The sequence below is a fragment of the Brachybacterium sp. HMSC06H03 genome, from assembly GCF_001807385.1.
Taxonomy (GTDB): domain Bacteria; phylum Actinomycetota; class Actinomycetes; order Actinomycetales; family Dermabacteraceae; genus Brachybacterium; species Brachybacterium conglomeratum.
In genome coordinates this window covers 1-19,976 of the sequence record NZ_KV788939.1, presented here as the reverse complement: position 1 = coordinate 19,976, position 19,976 = coordinate 1, and the positions used below count along the sequence as shown (strand labels likewise).

At 72.5% G+C, this 19,976-nt stretch carries 18 protein-coding genes; 5 read left to right on the top strand and 13 right to left on the bottom strand.

What is annotated here, in order from left to right:
• A partial coding sequence (locus HMPREF3159_RS14560; RefSeq protein WP_210388886.1) for a PIG-L deacetylase family protein occupies positions 1-311 on the bottom strand: 311 nt, incomplete at its 3' end.
• Positions 308-1,516, bottom strand: coding sequence for a glycosyltransferase (locus HMPREF3159_RS14555; protein WP_070501840.1), 1,209 nt, complete (start codon positions 1,514-1,516; stop codon positions 308-310). The genes HMPREF3159_RS14560 and HMPREF3159_RS14555, both read right to left, overlap by 4 nt.
• Before the next feature lie 125 nt (positions 1,517-1,641).
• On the opposite strand from HMPREF3159_RS14555, the gene HMPREF3159_RS14550 reads away from it, so the two are divergent.
• Positions 1,642-2,241: a class I SAM-dependent methyltransferase gene (locus tag HMPREF3159_RS14550; protein WP_070501839.1), complete on the top strand. Its 600-nt coding sequence runs from the start codon at positions 1,642-1,644 to the stop codon at positions 2,239-2,241.
• A 61-nt stretch (positions 2,242-2,302) separates the two neighbouring features.
• Here the strand turns inward: HMPREF3159_RS14550 and HMPREF3159_RS14545 are convergent, their stop codons facing one another.
• From HMPREF3159_RS14545 to HMPREF3159_RS14535, 3 genes are all read right to left on the bottom strand, one after another.
• Positions 2,303-4,078 (bottom strand): HNH endonuclease, encoded by a 1,776-nt coding sequence (locus HMPREF3159_RS14545; RefSeq protein WP_070501838.1) that lies wholly within the window; start codon positions 4,076-4,078, stop codon positions 2,303-2,305.
• Positions 4,079-4,555: 477 nt separating this feature from the next.
• The gene (locus HMPREF3159_RS14540; RefSeq protein WP_070501837.1) at positions 4,556-4,975 is read right to left on the bottom strand and encodes an SRPBCC family protein; all 420 of its coding nucleotides are present in this window, start codon (positions 4,973-4,975) and stop codon (positions 4,556-4,558) included.
• The gene (locus tag HMPREF3159_RS14535) at positions 4,972-5,556 is read right to left on the bottom strand and encodes an NAD-dependent epimerase/dehydratase family protein (RefSeq protein WP_210388887.1); all 585 of its coding nucleotides are present in this window, start codon (positions 5,554-5,556) and stop codon (positions 4,972-4,974) included. Before HMPREF3159_RS14535 ends, HMPREF3159_RS14540 begins: the two co-directional genes overlap by 4 nt.
• Between HMPREF3159_RS14535 and HMPREF3159_RS18140 the strand changes: the two genes are divergently transcribed.
• Positions 5,523-6,143, top strand: coding sequence for a TetR-like C-terminal domain-containing protein (locus tag HMPREF3159_RS18140; RefSeq protein WP_305764318.1), 621 nt, complete (start codon positions 5,523-5,525; stop codon positions 6,141-6,143). The two genes, HMPREF3159_RS14535 and HMPREF3159_RS18140, sit on opposite strands and share 34 nt — an antisense overlap.
• Here the strand turns inward: HMPREF3159_RS18140 and HMPREF3159_RS14525 are convergent.
• Positions 6,127-6,465, bottom strand: coding sequence for a hypothetical protein (locus tag HMPREF3159_RS14525; protein WP_070501836.1), 339 nt, complete (start codon positions 6,463-6,465; stop codon positions 6,127-6,129). The two genes, HMPREF3159_RS18140 and HMPREF3159_RS14525, sit on opposite strands and share 17 nt — an antisense overlap.
• Before the next feature lie 100 nt (positions 6,466-6,565).
• Here HMPREF3159_RS14525 and HMPREF3159_RS14520 point away from each other — a divergent pair, with 100 nt between their 5' ends.
• Positions 6,566-7,342 carry a class I SAM-dependent methyltransferase gene (locus tag HMPREF3159_RS14520; protein ID WP_070501835.1) on the top strand — a complete coding sequence of 259 codons (777 nt, stop codon included), beginning with the start codon at positions 6,566-6,568 and terminating at the stop codon, positions 7,340-7,342.
• A gap of 16 nt (positions 7,343-7,358) precedes the next feature.
• Here the strand turns inward: HMPREF3159_RS14520 and ilvD are convergent, their stop codons facing one another.
• From ilvD to HMPREF3159_RS14505, 3 genes are all read right to left on the bottom strand, one after another.
• Positions 7,359-9,101: a dihydroxy-acid dehydratase gene (gene ilvD / locus HMPREF3159_RS14515; RefSeq protein WP_070501834.1), complete on the bottom strand. Its 1,743-nt coding sequence runs from the start codon at positions 9,099-9,101 to the stop codon at positions 7,359-7,361.
• An 84-nt stretch (positions 9,102-9,185) separates the two neighbouring features.
• Positions 9,186-10,445, bottom strand: a complete 1,260-nt coding sequence (locus tag HMPREF3159_RS14510; RefSeq protein ID WP_070501833.1) for an alpha-hydroxy acid oxidase — start codon at positions 10,443-10,445, stop codon at positions 9,186-9,188.
• A 49-nt stretch (positions 10,446-10,494) separates the two neighbouring features.
• On the bottom strand, positions 10,495-12,174 hold the full coding sequence (locus HMPREF3159_RS14505) for an L-lactate permease (RefSeq protein ID WP_070501832.1): 1,680 nt from the start codon (positions 12,172-12,174) through the stop codon (positions 10,495-10,497).
• Positions 12,175-12,429: 255 nt separating this feature from the next.
• Here HMPREF3159_RS14505 and HMPREF3159_RS14500 point away from each other — a divergent pair, with 255 nt between their 5' ends.
• Positions 12,430-13,215 (top strand): FadR/GntR family transcriptional regulator, encoded by a 786-nt coding sequence (locus HMPREF3159_RS14500; protein ID WP_070501831.1) that lies wholly within the window; start codon positions 12,430-12,432, stop codon positions 13,213-13,215.
• Between the two features lie 27 nt (positions 13,216-13,242).
• On the opposite strand, the gene HMPREF3159_RS14495 is transcribed toward HMPREF3159_RS14500, so the two are convergent.
• Genes HMPREF3159_RS14495 through HMPREF3159_RS14480 form a run of 4 tightly spaced genes read right to left on the bottom strand, consistent with a single transcriptional unit; the run spans position 13,243 to position 17,607 of the window.
• Positions 13,243-14,409 (bottom strand): bifunctional 2-methylcitrate synthase/citrate synthase, encoded by a 1,167-nt coding sequence (locus HMPREF3159_RS14495; RefSeq protein WP_070501830.1) that lies wholly within the window; start codon positions 14,407-14,409, stop codon positions 13,243-13,245.
• 5 nt (positions 14,410-14,414) lie between these two features.
• A complete protein-coding gene (prpB, locus tag HMPREF3159_RS14490) occupies positions 14,415-15,368 on the bottom strand; it encodes a methylisocitrate lyase (RefSeq protein WP_070501829.1) in 954 nt (317 codons plus the stop codon).
• Entirely contained in the window at positions 15,368-16,885 is a 1,518-nt protein-coding gene (locus HMPREF3159_RS14485; protein ID WP_070501828.1) for an MmgE/PrpD family protein, read from the bottom strand. The genes prpB and HMPREF3159_RS14485 overlap by 1 nt, the downstream gene beginning before the upstream one ends.
• Positions 16,882-17,607, bottom strand: a complete 726-nt coding sequence (locus tag HMPREF3159_RS14480; RefSeq protein WP_070501827.1) for a GntR family transcriptional regulator — start codon at positions 17,605-17,607, stop codon at positions 16,882-16,884. Before HMPREF3159_RS14480 ends, HMPREF3159_RS14485 begins: the two co-directional genes overlap by 4 nt.
• Positions 17,608-17,984: 377 nt before the next feature.
• On the opposite strand from HMPREF3159_RS14480, the gene nagE reads away from it, so the two are divergent.
• The gene (nagE, locus tag HMPREF3159_RS14475) at positions 17,985-19,925 is read left to right on the top strand and encodes an N-acetylglucosamine-specific PTS transporter subunit IIBC (protein ID WP_070501826.1); all 1,941 of its coding nucleotides are present in this window, start codon (positions 17,985-17,987) and stop codon (positions 19,923-19,925) included.
• Positions 19,926-19,976 lie beyond the last annotated feature (51 nt).

Below are 19,976 nucleotides of genomic sequence, written 5' to 3'. Positions count from 1 at the left end.
GGGGCCGCGCCGGCCGCGAGCGCGGGGGCGGTGCCCAGCCAGTGCCGCTCGGCGATCCCGAGCGCGGCGGTCGCGGCATCGATCTCCTGCTCCCGGATCTCCTCGAGGGGGCGCTCGTCCCCGTCGGCGACCGCGCCGAGGATGATCTCGCCCTCCTCGCCGCGGGTCGCGGTGACGAGCACGACGCGGGTGCCGTCGGCGGCGAGCGCGGCGAGCAGCGCGCCGGTGGAGAGCGACTCGTCGTCGGGATGGGCGTGGACGGCGAGCACGGTGCGTGCGGTCCCGAGCAGCTGCCAGGGGTCGGTGCTCATGCGCGCTTCTCCACGAGACGGGTGTACTGGGAGGCGAGCGCCTCGGCGGTCGCCTCCCAGGTGCGGGAGGCGGCGAACTCGCGGGCGGCGCGGACCGCCGCCGCGTAGCGGTCCTCGTCGTCGAGGAGCGCTTCGAGGGTCTCGGCCCAGACGTCGGGGTCGCGGCTGCCCTGCACCAGGCCGTCGGGCGCGACGGCCTCCCGCACCCCGCCGGCCGCGCGCCAGGCGAGGACGGGAGTGCCGCTGGCCTGCGCCTCGAGGGCGACGAGGCCGAAGGTCTCCGACCAGCTGGTCAGCAGCAGCGCGCCGGCGCAGCGCATCGCCTCGGCGAGCTGATCGCGGTCCAGGGTGCCGACCATCTCGACCCGGTCCTCGACGCCGAGCTCCTTCGCGAGGTCCCGCAGCGACTCGAGGTACTCGGCGAAGGCGGGGGCGGCGGAGCCGGCCAGCACGAGCCGCGCGCCCCGTGCGGGGTCGAGCCGAGCGAGGACCTCGAGCGCCAGGTCGGGGCCCTTCAGCGGCTCGATCCGCGCGGTGAACAGGAGGGTGGGGCGGTGGCGCCGGGCCTGCACGTCCTCGCAGGGGTGGAAGCGGTCCACGTCCACGCCGGGGCGGACCACGGCGAGGCGCTCGCCGGGAACGCCGTAGCGCTCCACGACGGTGCGCGCCTCCGCGTCGGAGACGGCGATGACGAGGTCGGAGCCGGTCGCGGCGAACTGCTCGCCGGGGATGCGGCCCTCGGACTCGGCCGGCTCCCCGGCCTCGAGCGTCGAGGAGCCCTCGGGCGCCGCGACCGAGTGGAAGGATTGCAGGTGGGGGAGGTCGAGCTCCCGGGCGAGGGGCAGGGCGGAGACGCCGCTGAACCAGTGGTGGGAGTGGACGAGGGAGTAGGCGCCGCCCGCGAGGTGCGGCCGCAGCTGCTCGCGGAAGGGCCGGATCATCGCGTCCATGTCGCCCTTGGCGACGGGGGCGGCGGGCCCGGCCTCGAGGTGCAGCAGGCGCACCCCGTCGGCGACCTCGACCACGGCCGGGGCGTCGGGGTCGGAGCGTCGGGTGAAGAGGTCGACGCGGTGGCCCAGCCGGGCGAGGGCGAGGGACTGCTCGAGCACCACGACGTTCATGCCGCCCGCGTCCGCGCCTCCGGGCTCGGTGAGCGGTGAGGTGTGCAGGCAGACCGCAGCGATCCGCAGGGAGGTGGCCGTCATCCCGCCATCCTAGAGGGGTCGCGCGGTGGCCCTCCGAGGGGCTCCTGTTCGCCCGTGACGAAATAGGACGCGGCCTGGGTCACGGGAAGTTGAACCGGGAATCAGCATGGTGGAGCCTGACAGACATGGACACGGCGGAGAAGGTTGACTGGGCGGCGCTGAACGCCCACGCCGCGGGCCGTCCCGCCCGTCGGCTCGTGGGGAAGGCGATCTCTGCGGCCGGAGGTGACCGCCGTCCCGGTGTGGTGCTCGATCTGGGGGCCGGCGCCGGTGCCGACTCCCTCCAGTTCGCCCGGCGCGGCTGGGAGGTCCATGCCTACGACAGCGACGACACCCTCGCTGCCCGCCTGGTGGAGAACGAGCGCATGAGCGGCTCGGTGACCTTCCACCACACCGATATCCAGGACGTGGCGGAGTTCCCGTCCGCGCAGATCGTCTACTCGACCTACACCCTGGGCCTGCTCGGCCCGGAGGCGCTGCCGGAGGTGTGGGAGAAGCTCGTCGGCGCCCTCCCGCGCGGCGGCGTGATGGCCGTGGACTTCTTCGGCCCCAACGACTCCTGGGCGGAGCTGCCCGATGTCGCCACGCTCCCGCTCCACGAGATCGACGCGATGTTCCGCGACTTCCACGTGATCGACCGCTCGGTGCGCGACGAGGACGGTCGCTTCCTCGCGGAGAAGAAGCACTGGCACGTCATCACGACCCTGGCCCGGAAGGTGCGCTGAGCCGGGATCCAGTCGGTCCGTCGGCCGTCAGCGCGAGCGTAGGCGGCGGGGGCGGCGGGAGTCACGGAGTTTCTGCATCGCCGCCGAGCGGGGAGCCCCCGTCCTCCGTCGGGGCGGAGTCGTCCCCAGAGGTATGAGCGGACCCTTCGGCGCGGAGGGGCGGAGGGACCACGCTCGGCGGGGACGAGTAGCCGACGGCTCCGTGCGGGCTGCTCCAGCGATGTCGGGTCGCGCCGTCGGCCCCGGCCCCGGCCTCCGCGTCGGCTGTCGTGACCTCCCACTGCCCGTGCTCCTTGGCCAGGTTGCAGCGCACGCACAGGCCCTGGCCGTTCTCGCAGCTGGTCGGCCCGCCGCGGTGATGGGGCACGACGTGGTCGATGTGGCGGATCACCGCATTGCACCAGGGCGTGCGGCAGGTGACGTCCCGCAGACGGATCAGCCGGGAGAGCCCGACGGGGAAGGCGCGCGCCCGGGACTCCATCGCCACCAGCTCGCCCGGGCGCGGACTCGCGTACAGCCGACGGAAGACGGCGGCGGCTTCCTGGTCGGGGTGCTCGATCGAGGCGGATGGGTCCGGTGGATCGCTGGTGCCGTCACCGTGTGGATCGTTGGTCCCTACCGGATCGTCGGCGTCGAACGGACCTTCCGCAGCAGGAGTCCCGCTGATGACCGGCGGATCCTCGGACCCCACCTCGCGGATCCGTCCCGGAGGCCGGCCCTGCAGGGTGTCGGTGATGACGTGGGCGGGGATCGTTCCGTAGCCCTCGAGCAGGGCGCACTCCTCCTCGTCACCGCGACCGAGCAGCGCCCTGTCGGTGATGACGATGCCGAGGTCGAGCCGTGGCCGGGAGGCGGTGGGGGTGAGGGCGGTGCGCCTGGGGGCTGCTCGCAGCACGGCATCCACCAGCAGGTCCGCCTCGAGGGCGCGTGCGGGTGTGCGGGAGCCGGCGGCGCGGAGCGACTCGGAGCGCGCGTGGAGGGTCTGCATCACGGAGGTCGCCTCGAGGCCGGGCAGCACCGCGCTGAGCCGCGCCATCCCGTCGGCCAGCGGAGTCATCGTCACGTGGCGTGCGCGTGCGGCGCGCTCGGCCCGGTCCCGTGAGCCCTCGGGCTCGAGCTGCTGGACCATGCCGCGCAGGTCGGAGGCCAGGCGTTTCCTCCCGCGTCCCTGCAGCGCCTCGGGGTCCTCGGCGATCAGCCGGTCGATCCGTGCACAGGTCTCCGGGGAGGCGCCGTCGAGCGCGGTCGTGACGGCCGAGGCCTGCTCTGCGGTGAGCCGTCCGCTGCGCAGCGCAGAGGTGGTGCCGGGCAGCTGCTGGACGAGCCGGCGCGCCGCGGCGAGGGAGTAGGAGCCGGAGGAGGGGGAGACGCGACGGGCGAGCGAGATCTCGTGGGATGCACCCTTGCCACGGCGGGAGGCGGGGACGTCGTGCGCCTCGTCGTCGCGAGCGATCCTCTGCTCGGCCTGCACCTGCCAGATCGAGTCGATCGCGGCGAGTGCGGAGCGCAGGTGATCGAGCCCGGCGAGCACGGCGAGGGCCTCCTCGGCGCTGCCGGGGGCGGTGTCCGGCAGCGGATCGCGCGTGGACCGGGTGCGGGTGAAGGCGTGGAGGGTGAAGGTCAGCACCTCGGCGAGGACCGCGCGGGCCGACGGACCGGCGCCGAGGCCTGCGATCTGCGCGGCGGCCCGATCCAGGACGTCGACCTCTGCAGAACCGCCGGCCGGCTCAGAACCGCCGTCAGGCCCGGACGCGCGGGCCGACGGGGGCTCTGTGCCGGGGCGGGGTGAGTCCCCACCGGGGCGGTCCCCCTCGTCCTGCCGTCTCGTGTGAGCCATGCCTCCATCGTACTTGTGTGCGATTTGTGACACCAGGCCTGAGGGGGATCTGTGGATGAATCCGACGGCCTCCTCGTAAATGTGTACAGAACTGTGGAGGACGTGGGTGTGTGGAGGAAGGGTCGAGGTGGCCGTAGCGGCGTCTGCGCGGAGAGATTGCTGGTCATGCTCTATGTGACGAGTGGCTGCCCGTCGCGTGCGCCCTGTCGGACCCGTCGGAGGAACGGTTCGATGGTGACGCCTTGGGTTGACCGCGGAAAATGCGAAGACGGGGCCTGTCAATACCTCGACAAGAATTGTGCACAACCCCCGACTGTGGAGGAAAGGCGGGCCGCGCGAGCCGGCCGCTCGGCTACTTCCCAAGCAGCGTCAGCACCCCGTCACCCGCCGGGGCACGCTCGCGTCGTCGCTCAGCCCGAGCTTCGCGAAGAACCGCTGGGTGTGCTTCTCGATCGCTGGGCATCCCTGCCCGGAGGGTCAGTCCTGCTCGCAGATCTTCTGCAGCGTCGCCAGGTCCGCGCCGACGGCCTCGGCGTCCTCCGCGAACTCCGCCTCGCTCATCGCGCCGCGGCGCAGGGTGAACACCACCTCGCAGCTCTCCTCCGTCAGCGGCAGCACCCGCAGCGGGTTCAGCACGGACTCGCCGGTGGGGAGGGTGACGGTGTGGTCCACCACGCCCAGATCGTTCTCGGGGACGAAGCTGACCAGCACCCGCCCCATCGGCGAGCTCATCGACCACTGGGAGACCTCCCGCTGCACCTCGCTGCCCGCGAGCCCGGCCGCCCAGCGGGGCAGATTCCGCGGATCGCTCACGTACTCGTACACGCGACGCCAGGGGCGGTCGATCACGACGGAGAGATGGAGGGAGGGGCCGACGGGGGCAGCGGAGTCGCTCATGGGGCGACGCTAACAGCCCCCGTGTCGCGAGCGCCCTGCGCCGCCCTGACCGTCGCGCCGACCGCGTCCTCCCAGCTCGTCGCGACGAGCACCTCCTCCCGTTCGAGACGCCCCGGCACCTGCACGCACGGCCCGTACCAGAGCCCGGAGATCCCGTGGAGCTCACGGGCGAAGGTGTTGAAGGGGGCGAGCAGGGAAAGAGCTGCACGGGGGATCGGGATCGGCCGACGGGCGGACGCGCCCACGAGCCGGGACACCTCCGCGATCAGCTCCCGCTGGGTGCGGGCGGGGGCGGCAGGGGCGTTCAGCACCGCATCGCCCGCGGCCCCGGTCAGGTGCTCGGCGCGGCGGGCGGCGTGCAGCATCGCCGCCGCGAGATCCGGCACGTGGGTGAGGGTGTGCGGTGCGTCGGCCCGGCCGAACAGGATCGCGCGACGCCCGGCGAGCACTGGCTCGATCACCATCGCGGTCGCGACCGCCGCTCCGGTGCCGACGGTGCTCGGCCCGATCAGGTCCGAGGCGATGACGCTGAGGGTGCGGGCCCGGTGTGCCCGGCGCGCGGCCAGCAGCTCCACCCGCACCCGTCCCTTCTCGTCCTGCGGACTGGGCGGGGCGTCCTCCGCGAGGGACGCGGCTCCGCCCTGGAAGCCGTAGAAGGACTCGGAAGATCGTCGACGCCTACGAGGACCTCGCCGCCGCGGTCGAGGAGCGTCTCGCGGGCGCCGGCGACGAGCCGCGCGAGCGCTTCCTCGCCCTCGGCGGGGCGATGTCGAGCTGGGCGCTCGCCGCCCCGGAGCGCTGGTCGCTGCTGTACGGCACCCCGGTCCCGGGCTGCGCGGCGCCGTCGGAGACCACGAACGCGCCCGGCACGCAGGTGACCCGCGAGGTGCTCGCGATCGCGGCCGACGCGGCCCGGGGGGATCGACCGCTCGGTGACTCGCCGGCGCTCGCCCCTGCGGTCTCGGGACTGCTGGACCGGCATCTGACGGAGTTCGCGATCGAGACGGACGCCGCGACCGCCGCCCGCGCCGTCACGGCCTGGTCCGGGCTCGTCGGCGTGATCAGCGCCCACCTGTTCGGCCAGCTCGGCCCCGATGCGGTCGCCCTCGGCGAGGACATCCTCCGCCCCCAGATCGAGATCCTCGCGGACCTCATCGCACCGCGCTGAGCGACCTGCCCGTCGCGTCCTCGTCGAGCGCGGCGAGGACGACCCGGACGATCGCGTCCGGCGTCGCGGGCTCTCGCACCCGCGCGCCCGCCGCCGACGGTGCGACCACGACCCAGCGGGGCGTGCCACGTCGGCGCATCCTGCCGATCTCGACGCTCCCACCCCTGCGCAGCGGGATCACGAGCGCACCGCTCGGGCCGACGGCGAGGCGAGCGCCCAGCTCGGGACGCTGCGCGAGCAGGAGTGCACGGATCCGCTCGCGCTCGGCCCGCGCCGCATCGGCGGGGACGGAGCGCGCAGCGGAGCGGCGCGACGGCGACATGCTCACGAGCCTAGGAACGGGGTGCGACACAAGAGCGGAGCGACGCGGGCCGCGGGACCCCTTCGACCACTCCGTCGGACCGCTCACTAGGCTGACAGCCATGGCACAGCGCAGGCACGACGGCAGCGCGGGAGACGCGGACTACGGCGCCCTCGGGTCCACCTACTCCCGCTACCGACGCCCCGACCCGCGGCTCGCCGCCGTGATCGCGCAGGCGCTCGGCGAGGCGCGCACCGTGCTGAACGTCGGCGCCGGGGCGGGCTCCTACGAGCCGACGGACCGGGAGGTCAGCGCCGTCGAGCCCTCCGCCGTGATGCGCGCCCAGCGCCCCGCCCGCCTGTCCCCGGCCGTGGACGCGACCGCCGAGCAGCTGCCCTTCGCCGACGACTCCTTCGACGCCGCCATGGCCACCTTCAGCGTCCACCAGTGGCAGGACCTTCCTGCGGGCCTGGCCGAGCTGCGCCGCGTGACGCGCGGTCCGGTCGTGATCCTCACCTGCGACCCGACCCGGGTGCAGGAGTTCTGGGTGCGGGAGTACGCGCCGGAGGTGCTCGAGGTCGAGGCGCGCCGCTGCCCGTCGCCGGACGCGCTCGCCGACGGGCTCGGCGGCAGCGTCTCGATCAGCACCGTGCTGATCCCGCAAGGCTGCACCGACGGGTTCACCGAGGCCTACTACGGACGGCCCGAGCACCTGCTCGATGCCGAGGCGCAGCGCGCCTGCTCGGCCTGGAGCCTCGTCGAGCCCGCGGTGATCGACCGCTTCACCCGGGAGCTCGCCGGTGACCTGCTCGACGGCACCTGGGACGCCCGACACGGCGCGCTGCGCACCCTGCCGCGCTACGAGGGGTCCCTCGTGCTGCTCGTCGCCGAGCCCTGAGCCGTCCTCGCCCCGCTCAGTCCCCGAGGATCGCGCCGCGGGAGGCGGACTTCACGAGCTTCACGTACTTGCCCAGCACGCCCTTGGTGAACTTCGGCGGCAGCGGCTCCCAGCCCTCCCGGCGCGCGGCGAGCTCCGCCTCGTCGACCAGCAGGTCGAGGGTGCCCGCACCGACGTCCAGACGGATCCGGTCCCCGTCGCGCACGAACGCGATCGGGCCGCCGTCCACCGCCTCCGGGGCGATGTGGCCGACGCACAGGCCCGTCGTCCCGCCGGAGAAGCGGCCGTCCGTCATCAGCAGCACGTCCTTGCCGAGCCCGGCGCCCTTGATCGCGCCGGTGATCGCGAGCATCTCGCGCATGCCCGGCCCGCCCTTGGGGCCCTCGTAGCGGATCACCACCACGTCGCCGTGGTCGATCGTGCCGTCGTTCAGCGCGTCCAGCGCCTGCTGCTCCCGCTCGAACACGCGCGCGGTCCCCTCGAAGACGTCCTCCTCGAAGCCCGCCGACTTCACCACCGCGCCCTCGGGGGCGAGCGAGCCGTGCAGGATCGTGATCCCGCCGGTCGGGGCGATCGGCGCGGTCGCCGGGCGCAGCACGGTCCCGTCGGCCGGGCGGGGCGAGAGGACCTCGAGGTTCTCGCCGATCGTGCGGCCGGTGACGGTCAGGCAGTCCCCGTCCAGCAGGCCCTCGTCCAGCAGCGTCTTCATCACGACCTGGATGCCGCCCACGTGGTCGACGTCGTTCATGACGTAGCGGCCGTAGGGCTTGAGGTCCGCGAGGTGCGGCACCTTCGCGCCGATCCGGGCGAAGTCCTCGAGGGTGAGGTCCACGCCCGCCTCGTGCGCGATCGCGAGCAGGTGCAGCACTGCGTTGGTCGAGCCGCCGAAGGCCTGCACCACGCTGATGGCGTTCTCGAAGGCGGCCTTGGTCATGATGTCGGAGGTCGTGATGCCCTGTCTCAGCATCCCCACCACGGCCTCGCCCGCCCGGCGCGCGTCGGCGTCGCGGCGCCGGTCGGCCGACGGGGGAGTGGCCGAGCCGGGGATCGACATGCCGATCGACTCGGCGACCGTCGCCATGGTGTTCGCGGTGTAGAAGCCGCCGCAGGCGCCCTCGCCCGGGCAGATGGAGCGCTCGATCCGTCCGACGTCCTCCCGGCTCATCAGCCCGCGCGCGCAGGCGCCGACGGCCTCGAAGCCGTCGATGATCGTCACGTCCTTCTCGGTGCCGTCGGTGAGCGAGGCGCGGCCGGGCATGATCGTTCCCGCATAGACGAAGACGCTCGCGAGGTCGAGCCGCGCCGCGGCCATCAGCATCCCCGGCAGGGACTTGTCGCAGCCGGCCAGCAGCACGGAGCCGTCGAGCCGCTCGGCGAGCATCACCGTCTCGACGCTGTCGGCGATGATGTCGCGGGAGACGAGGGAGTAGTGCATTCCCTCGTGCCCCATCGAGATCCCGTCGGAGACCGAGATGGTGCCGAACTGCAGCGGGTACCCGCCGCCGGAGTGCACGCCCTCCTTCGCGGCACGGGCGAGCCGGTCCAGCGACAGGTTGCAGGGGGTGATCTCGTTCCAGGAGCTCGCGATGCCGATCTGGGGCTTGTCCCAGTCGGCATCGCCCATCCCCACCGCGCGCAGCATGCCGCGGGAGGTGGTGGCGGCCAGGCCGTCGGTGACCGTGCGGCTGCGCGGCTTGATGTCCGGGGCGCGGCGGTCGGCGGGGGACGGAGCGGCAGGGGCGGCGTCGTCGGGGGTCATGGCCCGACCCTAAAACTCCGCGCCGCCGATGTACACGGGCGGCGGGGCGCGTCTGACCGGCCGACGCGCCCCGCGACGGGCCGGTCAGAGCACCCGGGAGCGGCGCTCCTCCTCGCCGAGGCGGGTGAGGCGGCCGAGCTGCGTGACGTGCTGGGGGCTGAGATCGGCGAGGGTGGGGACCTGCAGCAGCTTCATGGTCTGCTCGACCTGGCTCGCGAGGATCTCGATGGTGCGGTCCACGCCCTCCTTGCCGCCGGCCATCAGTCCGTAGAGGTAAGCGCGGCCGATCATCGTGAAGTCGGCGCCCAGCGCGATCGCGGCGACGATGTCGGCACCGCTGCGGATGCCGGTGTCCAGGATGATCTCGACGTCCTTGCCGATCTCGCGCGCCACCTCGGGCAGAAGATGGAAGGGCACGGGGGCGCGGTCCAGCTGGCGACCGCCGTGGTTGGAGAGCACGATCGCGTCGACGCCGAGGTCGGCGAGCTTCTTCGCGTCCTCGAGGGTCTGGACGCCCTTGACGGCGAACTTCCCGGGCCACATCCTCCGGATCTCGGCGAGGTCCTCGAAGTCGATCGAGGGGTCCATCGCGGAGTTCAGCAGCTCGCCGACGGTGCCGCCGGTCTCCGAGAGCGAGGCGAACTCGAGCTTCGCGGTGGTCAGGAAGTCCCACCACCACCAGGGGCGCGGGATCGCGTTGACGACGGTGCCGAGGCTGAGCTGCGGCGGGATCGAGAAGCCGTTGCGGGAGTCGCGCAGCCGTGCACCGGCCACGGGGGTGTCCACCGTGAAGAAGAGGGTGTCGAAGCCCGCCTCCGCCGCCCGCTCGACCAGGCCGTAGGAGATCTCCCGCTGGCGCATCACGTAGAGCTGGAACCAGTTGCGACCCAGCGGGTTCGCCTCCTTGACGTGCTCGATCGAGGTCGTGCCCAGAGTCGAGAGGGTGAAGGGGATGCCGGCCGCGCCGGCCGCCGAGGCACCTGCGATCTCGCCCTCTGTCTGCATCAGGCGGGTGAAGCCGGTGGGGGCGATGCCGAAGGGCTGCGCGGAGCTGCCGCCGAGGATCTGCGTGGTGGTGTCGACGGAGGAGACGTCGTTCAGGATCGAGGGGTGGAACTCGATGTCCTCGAAGGCCTCGACGGAGCGGCGCATCGAGATCTCCCGCTCGGCGGCGCCGTCGGTGTAGTCGAAGGCCGCGGCGGGAGTGCGGCGCTTCGCGATCGTGCGCAGGTCCTCGATCGTGAGCGCCGAGGAGAGCCGTCGCCGCTTGGGGTCGAGGTCGATCTTCTTGAACTTCATGAGCTCGAGGAGCTCGGAGGGGCGGGGGATCTGACGCTGGACCATGGGGTCCTCCTTCGTGTCGGACGGGGGTATGGGGGCGAGCGGGAGCGGGTCAGGGGGTGGGGATCATCCAGGACAGCACGTTCGACTGCAGCCCGACCAGCAGGCACAGCGCGACGAGCATGCCGAGGCTCCACCAGATGACGCGGCGGAAGACGGCGGACTCCTGACCGACCAGGCCCACGGCCGTGGCCGCGATGGTGAGGTTCTGGGGGCTGATCATCTTGCCGACCACGCCGCCGGAGGTGTTCGCCGCCACCAGCAGCGCCGGGTCGAGGCCGGCCTTCTCGGCGGCGGTCTGCTGGAGCGTCGCGAACAGGGCGTTGGCGCTCGTGTCCGAGCCGGTGACCGCGGTGCCGAGCCAGCCCAGGATCGGGGAGAGGAACGCGAAGGCGGCGCCGGTGCCGGCGATCCAGGTGCCGATGGTGATCGTCTGCCCCGACTGGTTCATGACGTAGGCGAGCGCGAGCACCGCGGCGACGGTGAGGATCGACCAGCGCATCTTCACGAGGTTGGTGACGTACACGTCGACGGCGTCCCGCGCGCCGAGTCGGTAGACGAGCGCCACCACGATCCCGGTCAGCAGCAGCAGGGTGCCCGGCGAGGAGAGCCACTGGAGGGTGTACACCGTGCTGGTGGAGACCTCCCCGGCGGCGGTGAGCACCCGGCCGTCCAAGCCGGGCCAAGGGATCTTCAGATCCGTCGAGGCGAGGAAGGCGCTCAGCGCGGGCACCAGCTTCGAGGCGGAGAAGACCAGGATCACCAGCAGGTACGGGAACAGGGCGAGCAGCACCTGGACCGGGGTCAGGGCAGGTCGGGTGCGGGTGGCGACCGCGACGGCGGCGGTCCCGTTCTGCGGGGCGCCCGCCTGCTCGCCCTCCCGCTCGCGGCGCATGTTCGCCAGCGCGTCCGCGCCGCCGACGGGCGTCCACACCCGGAGCATCAGCACCGCGGCGCCGAGCCCGGCGAGGGAGGCGATGATGTCGGTGAGCTCGACGGAGACGAAGTTCGAGGAGAGGTACTGGCTGATTGCGAAGACGAGGCCGACCACCAGCGCGAGCGGCCAGAGCTGACGCACCCCGCGCCGACCGTCGACCAGCAGCACGAGGAACAGCGGCACCACGGCGGCGAGGAACGGCGCCTGGTGTCCGATGATCGCGCCGATGTGCTGGTAGGGGATGCCGGTGAGGTTGCCGGCGGTGATGATCGGGATCGCGATCGCGCCGAAGGCGACCGGGGCGGTGTTGGCGATGAGCACCACGGTCGCGGCGCGCATCGCGGTGAAGCCCACCGCCATCAGCATCACGCCGGTGATCGCGACGGGGGCGCCGAAGCCGGCCAGGGCCTCGAGGAGGCCGCCGAAGCAGAAGGCGATGATGATCGCCTGGACCCGGGGATCGTCGGAGATCCTGTCGATGACCAGGCGGAGGTCCTCGAAGCGTCCGCTGCGAACGGTGAGCTCGTACAGCCAGATCGCGTTCAGCACGATCCACATGATCGGGAAGAGCCCGAAGGCGAACCCCTGCGAGGCGGAGAGGGCGACGAGGTCCAGGGGCATGCCGTAGACGACCGCGGCGACCAGACCTGCGACGGCCAGTGCCGAGAGGCCTGCCCAGTGCGCCTTCCAGCGCAGCACTCCGAGGGTCACGAAGATCGTCAGCAGGGGGAGGATTGCGACGAGCGAGGACAGCATCAGGCTGCCGGCCAGCGGTGCGAGGTCTGGGGTGTACATGGGAACCTCCGAGACACGTCAGCGGCGGTGCTGCACTGCATCGCCGTCGATGTCGTGCCTGGTGAGTCGTGAGGGAGAAGGAGCGGAAGACCACGGTGTGGTCCGACCACATGGCGATCGTGGGGTCAGGGCGCCGGCGAGGCAACCCCCTGGACGGGACAGGACCGGAGCGGACCGGGACGGGATGCGTCCTGCGCGGGCCGGTGGGGAGAGCGGGCCGTGCGCTCGCAGAGCCGGCCGTGCTAGAACGGGCCCATGGTCGAGAACGCGTACCACTCGGAGGTCGGACCGCATCGGAGCACGGCCGGAGCCGGCGGTGCGGCCTGGGGTCCTGTGTCCCGTCGCAGCACCCACGAGCTGGTGATCGACGCGATCGAGGACCAGATCATGAGCGGTGCACTGGCCGTCGGGGACCTGCTCCCGCCCGAGCGGGAGCTCGCCTCCCGGCTGCAGGTGAGCCGCACCGGGGTGCGCGAGGCGATCCGGGCCCTCGAGGCCCACGGGGTGCTCCGCTCCGAGGTCGGCTCCGGACGCGGGGCCGGCACCTTCGTCGCCGCGCTGCCCCGCGCCGCCCTCGAGCGCTTCCTGCGACTGCACGTCGCCCTCGCGAACTTCCCCGTCCACGACGTGGTCGAGACGAGGGTCCTGCTCGAACGGGCCAGCGCCGCGCTCGCCGCGGAGCGCGCGGACGCGGAGGCGCTCGCGGAGCTCGAGGAGCTCCTGGCGAGGATGGACCGTCCCGGCGTCAGTCGCGAGGACTTCAACGACGCGGACACCGAGTTCCACGTCGCGATCGCCCGCGGCGGCGGCAATGCGCTGTTCGCGGAGATGACCGGGGCGATCCGCGCCTCCCTGCGCGCGCCGATCCTCGAGGCCTTCACCAAGGTCGAGGACTGGGACGCGATGGCCGACATGCTCCGCGCGCAGCACCGGGAGATCCTCGACGCGCTCCGGGCGGGGGAGTCGGAGGAGGCCGCGAGGCTGACCGCGGAACACATCCGCGCAGCCGCAGCGGCCCTGCCCGACCTCCCCGGCTCCTGAGCGCCGGGACTCGCGGCACCGGCCGGATCAGGCGCCGGGGACCGGCCGCTCGTCCACCCCGTCGTACTGCGACAGCGGACGGATCAGCGCGTTCGACGCCCGCTGCTCCATGACATGGGCCGTCCACCCGGTCACCCGCGCCGCGATGAACAGCGGCGTGAACAGCTCGGTGTCGAAGCCCATCAGGTGGTAGACGGGACCGGCGGGATAGTCGAGGTTCGGCTTGATGCCCTTGGCCTCGTCCATCGCCTGCTCGAGCCCGTCGTACAGGCCGAGGATCTCGTCGCGGCCGGTGTGGGCGATCATCGCGTCCAGCGCCTGCTTCATGGTGGGCACGCGCGAGTCGCCGTGCTTGTAGACGCGGTGGCCGAAGCCCATCACCTTCTTCTTCTGCGCGAGGGCGTCCTCCATCCACGTGCGGGCGCGCTCCTTCGCCTCGGCGCCGGACTCCTCAGGACGGATCCCGATCTCGTCGAAGGTGTGCATGACCGCCTCGTTCGCCCCGCCGTGCAGCGGGCCCTTGAGCGCGCCGATCGCCCCGGTCACCGCGGAGTGGAGGTCGGCGAGGGTCGAGGTGATCACACGGGCGGTGAAGGTCGAGGCGTTGAAGGAGTGCTCGGCGTAGAGGATCAGCGAGACGCGGAAGGCGTCGACCACCTCGGGCGCCGCCTCCTCGCCGAAGGTCATCCACAGGAAGTTCTGGGAGTGGTCGAGGTCCTGGCGGGCGGGGACCGGCTCGGTCGGTCCGCCGGCGCGGCGCCGACGCTGCTCGTAGGCGATCACGGCCGGCAGCTGCGCGGTGAGCCGTTCGGCCTTGGCGAGCTCGCTCTCGGGGGAGGAGTCGTCGGCCTCTGGGTCCCTCGCCCCGAGGACCGAGACGGCGGTGCGCACCGAGTCCATCGGGTGGCAGGTCGTCGGCAGCGCGTCGAGGGCCTGCCTGACCGTCGGGTCCAGGTCGCGGTGAGCGCGGAAGCGCTCCTGCAGCGCGGCGAGCTCGGACCCACCGGGCAGCTCCCCGGTCCACAGCAGATGGGCGACCGCCTCGAAGGACTGTGTCGCGGCGAGCTGCGGGACGGGATAGCCGCGGTAGAGCAGCGAGTTGGTCTCGGGGTTCACCTTCGAGATGGCGGAGACGTCGGCGACGACGCCGTTCAGTCCCTTCCTGATCTCGGAGGTGTAGGTGGCGTGGTTCATGGGGCTCACTCCTTCGTCGACGGCGGTGTCCGGGCGGGCGGCGTCTGCGCGGCATCGTGCGCGGCGGGGACCTCGAAGTCGAAGACCGAGGCGTCGAAGCGGCTGTAGGACTCATAGTCCACCAGTTCGTACAGCCGCGCACGCGTGAGCATCTCCGGGACGCGGGATTCCTGCGTGCCGGTCTCCAGGATCGTCTCCAGCACCCGCTCGGCCGCGCCCATCGCGGCCCGCAGCAGGGTGACCGGGTAGATCACCATCGCGACGCCCGCCTCGGCGAGCTGCTTTCGGGTGAACAGCTGCGACTTCCCGAACTCGGTCATGTTCGCCAGCACCGGGACGTCCAGTGCCGCGCAGACCTGCTCGAACTCGCCGAGGTCCGCCAGCGCCTCGGGGAAGATCGCATCGGCCCCCGCGTCCACCAGCGCCTTCATCCGGTCGATCGCGGCGGGCAGGCCGTCGGTCGCACGCAGGTCGGTGCGGGCCATGACCAGGAAGCCCGGGTCCCGTCGGCCATCGGCCGCGGAGCGGATCCGCTTCGAAGCGGTGTCGAGGTCGACCATGGTCTTGCCGTCCAGGTGCCCGCAGCGCTTGGGGTTGACCTGGTCCTCGATGTGGCAGCCCGCGAGCCCCGCGTCCTCGAGCTGCTGGATCGTGCGGGCCACGTTCATCGGCTCGCCGAAGCCGGTGTCGGCGTCGATCAGGCAGGGAAGATCGGTGGAGCGGGCGATCTGGGCGCCGCGCGTCGTGACCTCGGTGAGGGTGGTCAGGCCGATGTCCGGCAGGCCCAGCTCGTTCGCGATCACGGCTCCGGAGATGTACGCGCCGGGGAAGCCCTTCTCCTCGATCAGCTTCGCGGACAGCGGTGTGAACGCGCCGGGGAACGGGGCGGCGGCGCCGGGGGAGAGCAGGGAGCGCAGGTCCTGGCGCTTCTGCGCGGGGGTGCGGGTCGAGGACAGCATCAGAACAGTCCCTTCGGGGCGGCCGACGGGTCGAGCACGCCGGGGGCGGCCAGGACGTTCAGGCGATGCAGCTCCCCGGCGGGCAGCACGGCGAGGTTCTCCGCGGCGTCGAGGAAACGGGCGATCTCGCGCTCCTCGAGCACGCCGTCCGCGAGGGAGCGGAACTTGTCGATGTACTGCGCGCGGGCGAAGGGCCGGGCGCCCTGGGGGTGCGCATCGGCCACCGCGATCTCGTCGCGCAGCGTGGTCCCGTCGGCCAGGGTGATCACGACCTCTCCGCCGAAAGCCTTCTCGGCGAGATCCAGGGAGTGGTAGCGGCGGGTCCACTCCGCGTCCTCCTCGGTGGTGACCTTCTGCCACAGTGCGACGGTGTCCTCGCGAGCGGCGCGCTCGGGGGCGTAGGAGTCGACGTGGTGCCAGGTCCCGTCCTGCAGGGCGACCGTGAAGATGTACGGGATCGAATGGTCGAGCGTCTCGCGGGACGCGGTCGGGTCGTACTTCTGGGGGTCGTTCGCTCCCGAACCGATCACGTAGTGGGTGTGGTGCGAGGTGCGCAGCAGGATCGAGTCGACGTTCGCGGGGTCGGCCAGCTCGGGGTGCTCGGCATGCAGGCGCCGGGCCAGGTCGATCCAGGCCTGCGCCTGGTACTCGGCCGAGTGCTCCTTGGTGTAGGTGTCCAGGATCGAGCGCTTGGCCTCGCCGGGCCCGGGCAGCGGCACCATGTAGCGGGCGTCCGGGCCGCCCAGCAACCAGGCGATCACCCCGTCCTCGCCCTCATAGATCGGGACCGGGGAGGTCTGGCCGCGCATCGCGCGGTCCACCGCCTCCACGGCCATCTTCCCGGCGAAGGCGGGGGCGTGCGCCTTCCAGGTGGAGATCTCGCCCTTGCGGGACTGGCGGGTGGCGGTGGTGGTGTGCAGCGCCTGCCCGATCGCCTGGAAGATCGTCTCCGCAGGAAGGCCCAGCAGCGTGCCGATCCCGGCGGCGGCCGACGGGCCGAGGTGGGCGACGTGGTCGATCTTGTGCTCGTGCAGGCAGATCGCGCGCACCAGGTCCACCTGCAGCTCGTAGCCGGTGGCGATGCCGCGCAGCAGCTCGGCGCCCGTGCGGCCGGTGTGCTCGGCGACGGCCAGCAGCGGCGGGATGTTGTCGCCGGGGTGGGAGTAGTCCGCCGCCAGGAAGGTGTCGTGGTAGTCGAGCTCGCGCACGGCGACGCCGTTGGCCCAGGCGGCCCATTCGGGCGAGGTGCGCGCCTCGAGGCCGACAACGCTCGAGCCGGTGCCGCCGGCGGGGACGGGATGGCTGAGCGCCTGGGCGCGGGCGGAGACGATCGGGGCGCGCGTGAGGGAGGCGACGGCGACGGCGGCGTTGTCGATGACGCGGTTGATCACCATCTCGGCGACCTCGGGCTCGACCTCGACCGGGTCGACGGCGACCTGCGCCATCCTCCAGGCCAGCTGGTCCTCGTGGGCGAGGTTCTCCTCGGAGCGGTGGACGCGGACGTCGTGGTCGATCATGCGGTGGCCTCCTGGCGGGCGGGTTCGGCGGATACGGCGGGTGCGGTGGCGTCGGTGGGGATCCCGGCGCCCTGCAGGTGGGCGAGGGCGCGGCGGAGGTGGACGAGGGTGCTCGCCGCGGCGAGCTCGGGATCCCCCGAGGCGATCGCGCGGGCGATGTCGGCGTGCTCGCGGGCGGAGTCGGCGAGGCGGTCCGGGGAGTTGCGCGCCAGGCGTCGCAGCCGGCCCAGGTGCAGGCGCAGGCCGCGCAGGGACTCGGCGAGATAGGCGTTACCGCAGGCGGTGTCCAGCGCGGCGTCGAGCTCGCGGGTCAGGGCGTAGTAGGCGGTGGGGTCGGTGCCGGCGGCGAGAAGGCCGCGCGCCTGCGCGAAGCGGTCGGCGAGAGCGGCGAAGACGTCGGCCCCGCCCCGCGCGCCGGGTAAACCGCCGGACCGTGCGATGCGCTCCGCCGCGCGGCGGGCCGCGAGGGTCTCCAGCGCGATGCGGAGGTCGAACAGCGGAGCGGCCTCCTCGAGGGAGACGGCGCTGACGACGATCCCGCGGCCCGCGGCGGGCTCGGCGAGCCCGTCGGAGACCAGTCGGGCCAGGGCCTCGCGCAGCGGGGTGCGGGACAGGCCCAGGCGCCGGGACTGCTCGACCTCGCCCAGCACGGCGCCGGGCGCGAGGGAGCCGTCGATGATCTCCTCGCGAAGCGCCGTGTAGGCGCGGTCACTGGCCCGCATGGCATGAGTGTATGCAGAGTCGCAGCCCCTGTGCGAGAACACTGGTGATTTCGGGGGCATCGTGCCGCCGATGTATGCACTCCGCGGGGAATGGCTCGTCGTCCGGAACCCGGTCCGTCGGGACCGGGGAACCGGCGTGATAGCGTCCACGCGGCCCGAGACCGCCGTCGGCCCCCGCACCGGGACCCTGCTCGGCGACGCCGCCGGTCCGACGGGCGCCTGGCAGGTCCTGCCGCGCCGCCACCGCACGTCGGCGCGATCCCGGACCGGGGAGCGGGACCCGCCGCGCCCCCGCACCGACCCTGACCATCCTCGGGCGCGCTCCGCCTCGCGGCCCTGCCGCGGGCTCCGTCGCGCCCCACCTCCGAGAGGCAACGATGAAGTTCTTCCAGCGCCTGGGCAGATCGCTGATGCTGCCCGTGGCCGTCCTCCCCGTCGCCGCGATCCTCAGCGGGATCGGCTACTGGATCCTCACCGCCACCGGGAACGACGCGAACCTCGTCGGCGTGTTCTTCCAGACGGCCGGCGGCGCGCTCCTGGACAACCTGCCGCTGCTGTTCGCGATCGGCGTCTCGCTCGGCATGGCCACCAAGCCCGACGGCACCTCCGCCCTCGCCGGCCTCGTCTCCTGGCTGGTGGTGACCACGCTGCTGTCCCCGGAGAACGTCGCCCTGTTCCAGGGCATCGAGGAGGCGGAGGTGGACCTCGCCTTCTCGAACCTCGAGAACGTCTTCGTGGGCATCCTGTGCGGCCTCATCGGCGCCTGGTCCTACGACCGCTTCAAGGAGACCGAGCTGCCGGACGCCCTCGCCTTCTTCTCCGGCCGCCGCTCCGTCGCGATCGTCTCCGCGGGCCTCTCCCTCGTGCTCGCGCTCGTGCTGTTCTTCGTCTGGCCGCTGGCCTTCGGCGGGCTGGTCGCCTTCGGCGAGTTCATCCTGACGCTCGGGCCGGTGGGCGTGGGACTCTACGGCTTCCTCAACCGCCTGCTGATCCCGCTGGGCCTGCACCACGCCCTGAACTCCGTGTTCTGGTTCGACGTGGCAGGCATCAACGACCTGGGCAACTTCCTGGACGGCTCCGGCACCTACGGGGTCACCGGCCAGTACATGACCGGCTTCTTCCCGATCATGATGTTCGGCCTGCCCGGTGCGGCGCTGGCCATGTACGTCACCGCGAAGACCTCGCGGCGCAAGGTCGCCGCGGGCGTGCTCTTCTCCAGCGCCGTCGCCGCGTTCTTCGTGGGCGTGACCGAGCCGCTCGAGTTCGCGTTCATGTTCCTCGCCCCCGGCCTGTACCTGCTCCACGCGCTGTTCACCGGCATCTCCATGGCGATCAGCGCGCTGCTGCCGGTGCGGATGGGCTTCGGCTTCTCCGGCGGGTTCATCGACCTGGCCCTCGGCTGGGTGAACCCCATGGCGCAGAACCCGTGGGCGATCCCGCTGATGGGCATCTTCTGGTTCGCCGTCTACTTCCTCGTCTTCCGCTGGATCATCCTCAGGTTCGACCTGAAGACCCCCGGCCGCGACGATTCCTTCGACGGCCGGGTCGAGGGGGAGGAGGCCGCGAGCGACGGCAGGTACGCCGCGACCGCGACCGCCTTCCTCGCCGCTCTCGGCGGCGCCTCGAACATCACCGACCTCGAGAACTGCGCGACGCGCCTGCGGATGGAGCTCGCGGACGTCTCCAAGGTCGACGAGGCGGCGCTGAAGCGCGCGGGCGCCGCCGGGACCATGAAGCCCGGCGGGCACTCCGTCCAGGTGATCTACGGGACCTCCGTCCAGTTCGTGAAGGACGCGATGGAGCGGATCATGAGCGGCACGGACCGGCCCGTCGCCGAGGAGGACGTCCGCGCCCTCGAGGAGCAGGACGCCGCCGAAGCGGGAGGCGGGAGCGCCACCGCGTCGCGGGCGTCCTCCCTCGTGCGCCTGCGCCGGCCCGTCGAGGGCACCTCGGTGCCGCTCGACCAGGTGCCGGACCCGACCTTCTCCCAGGGGGTCATGGGCCCCGGCATCGCGATCGAGCCGAGCGACGGGCTCGTGCTCGCCCCGGCCGAGGGCACCGTCGCCCACGTGTTCCCCACCGGTCACGCCGTCGCGCTGACCCTCGAGGACGGCGTCGAGGTGCTGATCCATGTGGGCCTGGACACCGTGGAGATGAAGGGGCACGGCTTCGAGACCCTCGTGCAGACGGGAGACCGCGTCGTCGCCGGCATGCCGCTGCTGCGCGCCGACCTCGCCGCGATCCGTGCGGCCGGGCACCCGACCGTGACCCCGGTGATCGTGATGAACGATCCCGGCGCCCGCATCGAGCTGGTCTGAGCCGATCTCGCCACGACGGCCGTCGCCCCGTCAGCGGGGCGGCGGCCGTCG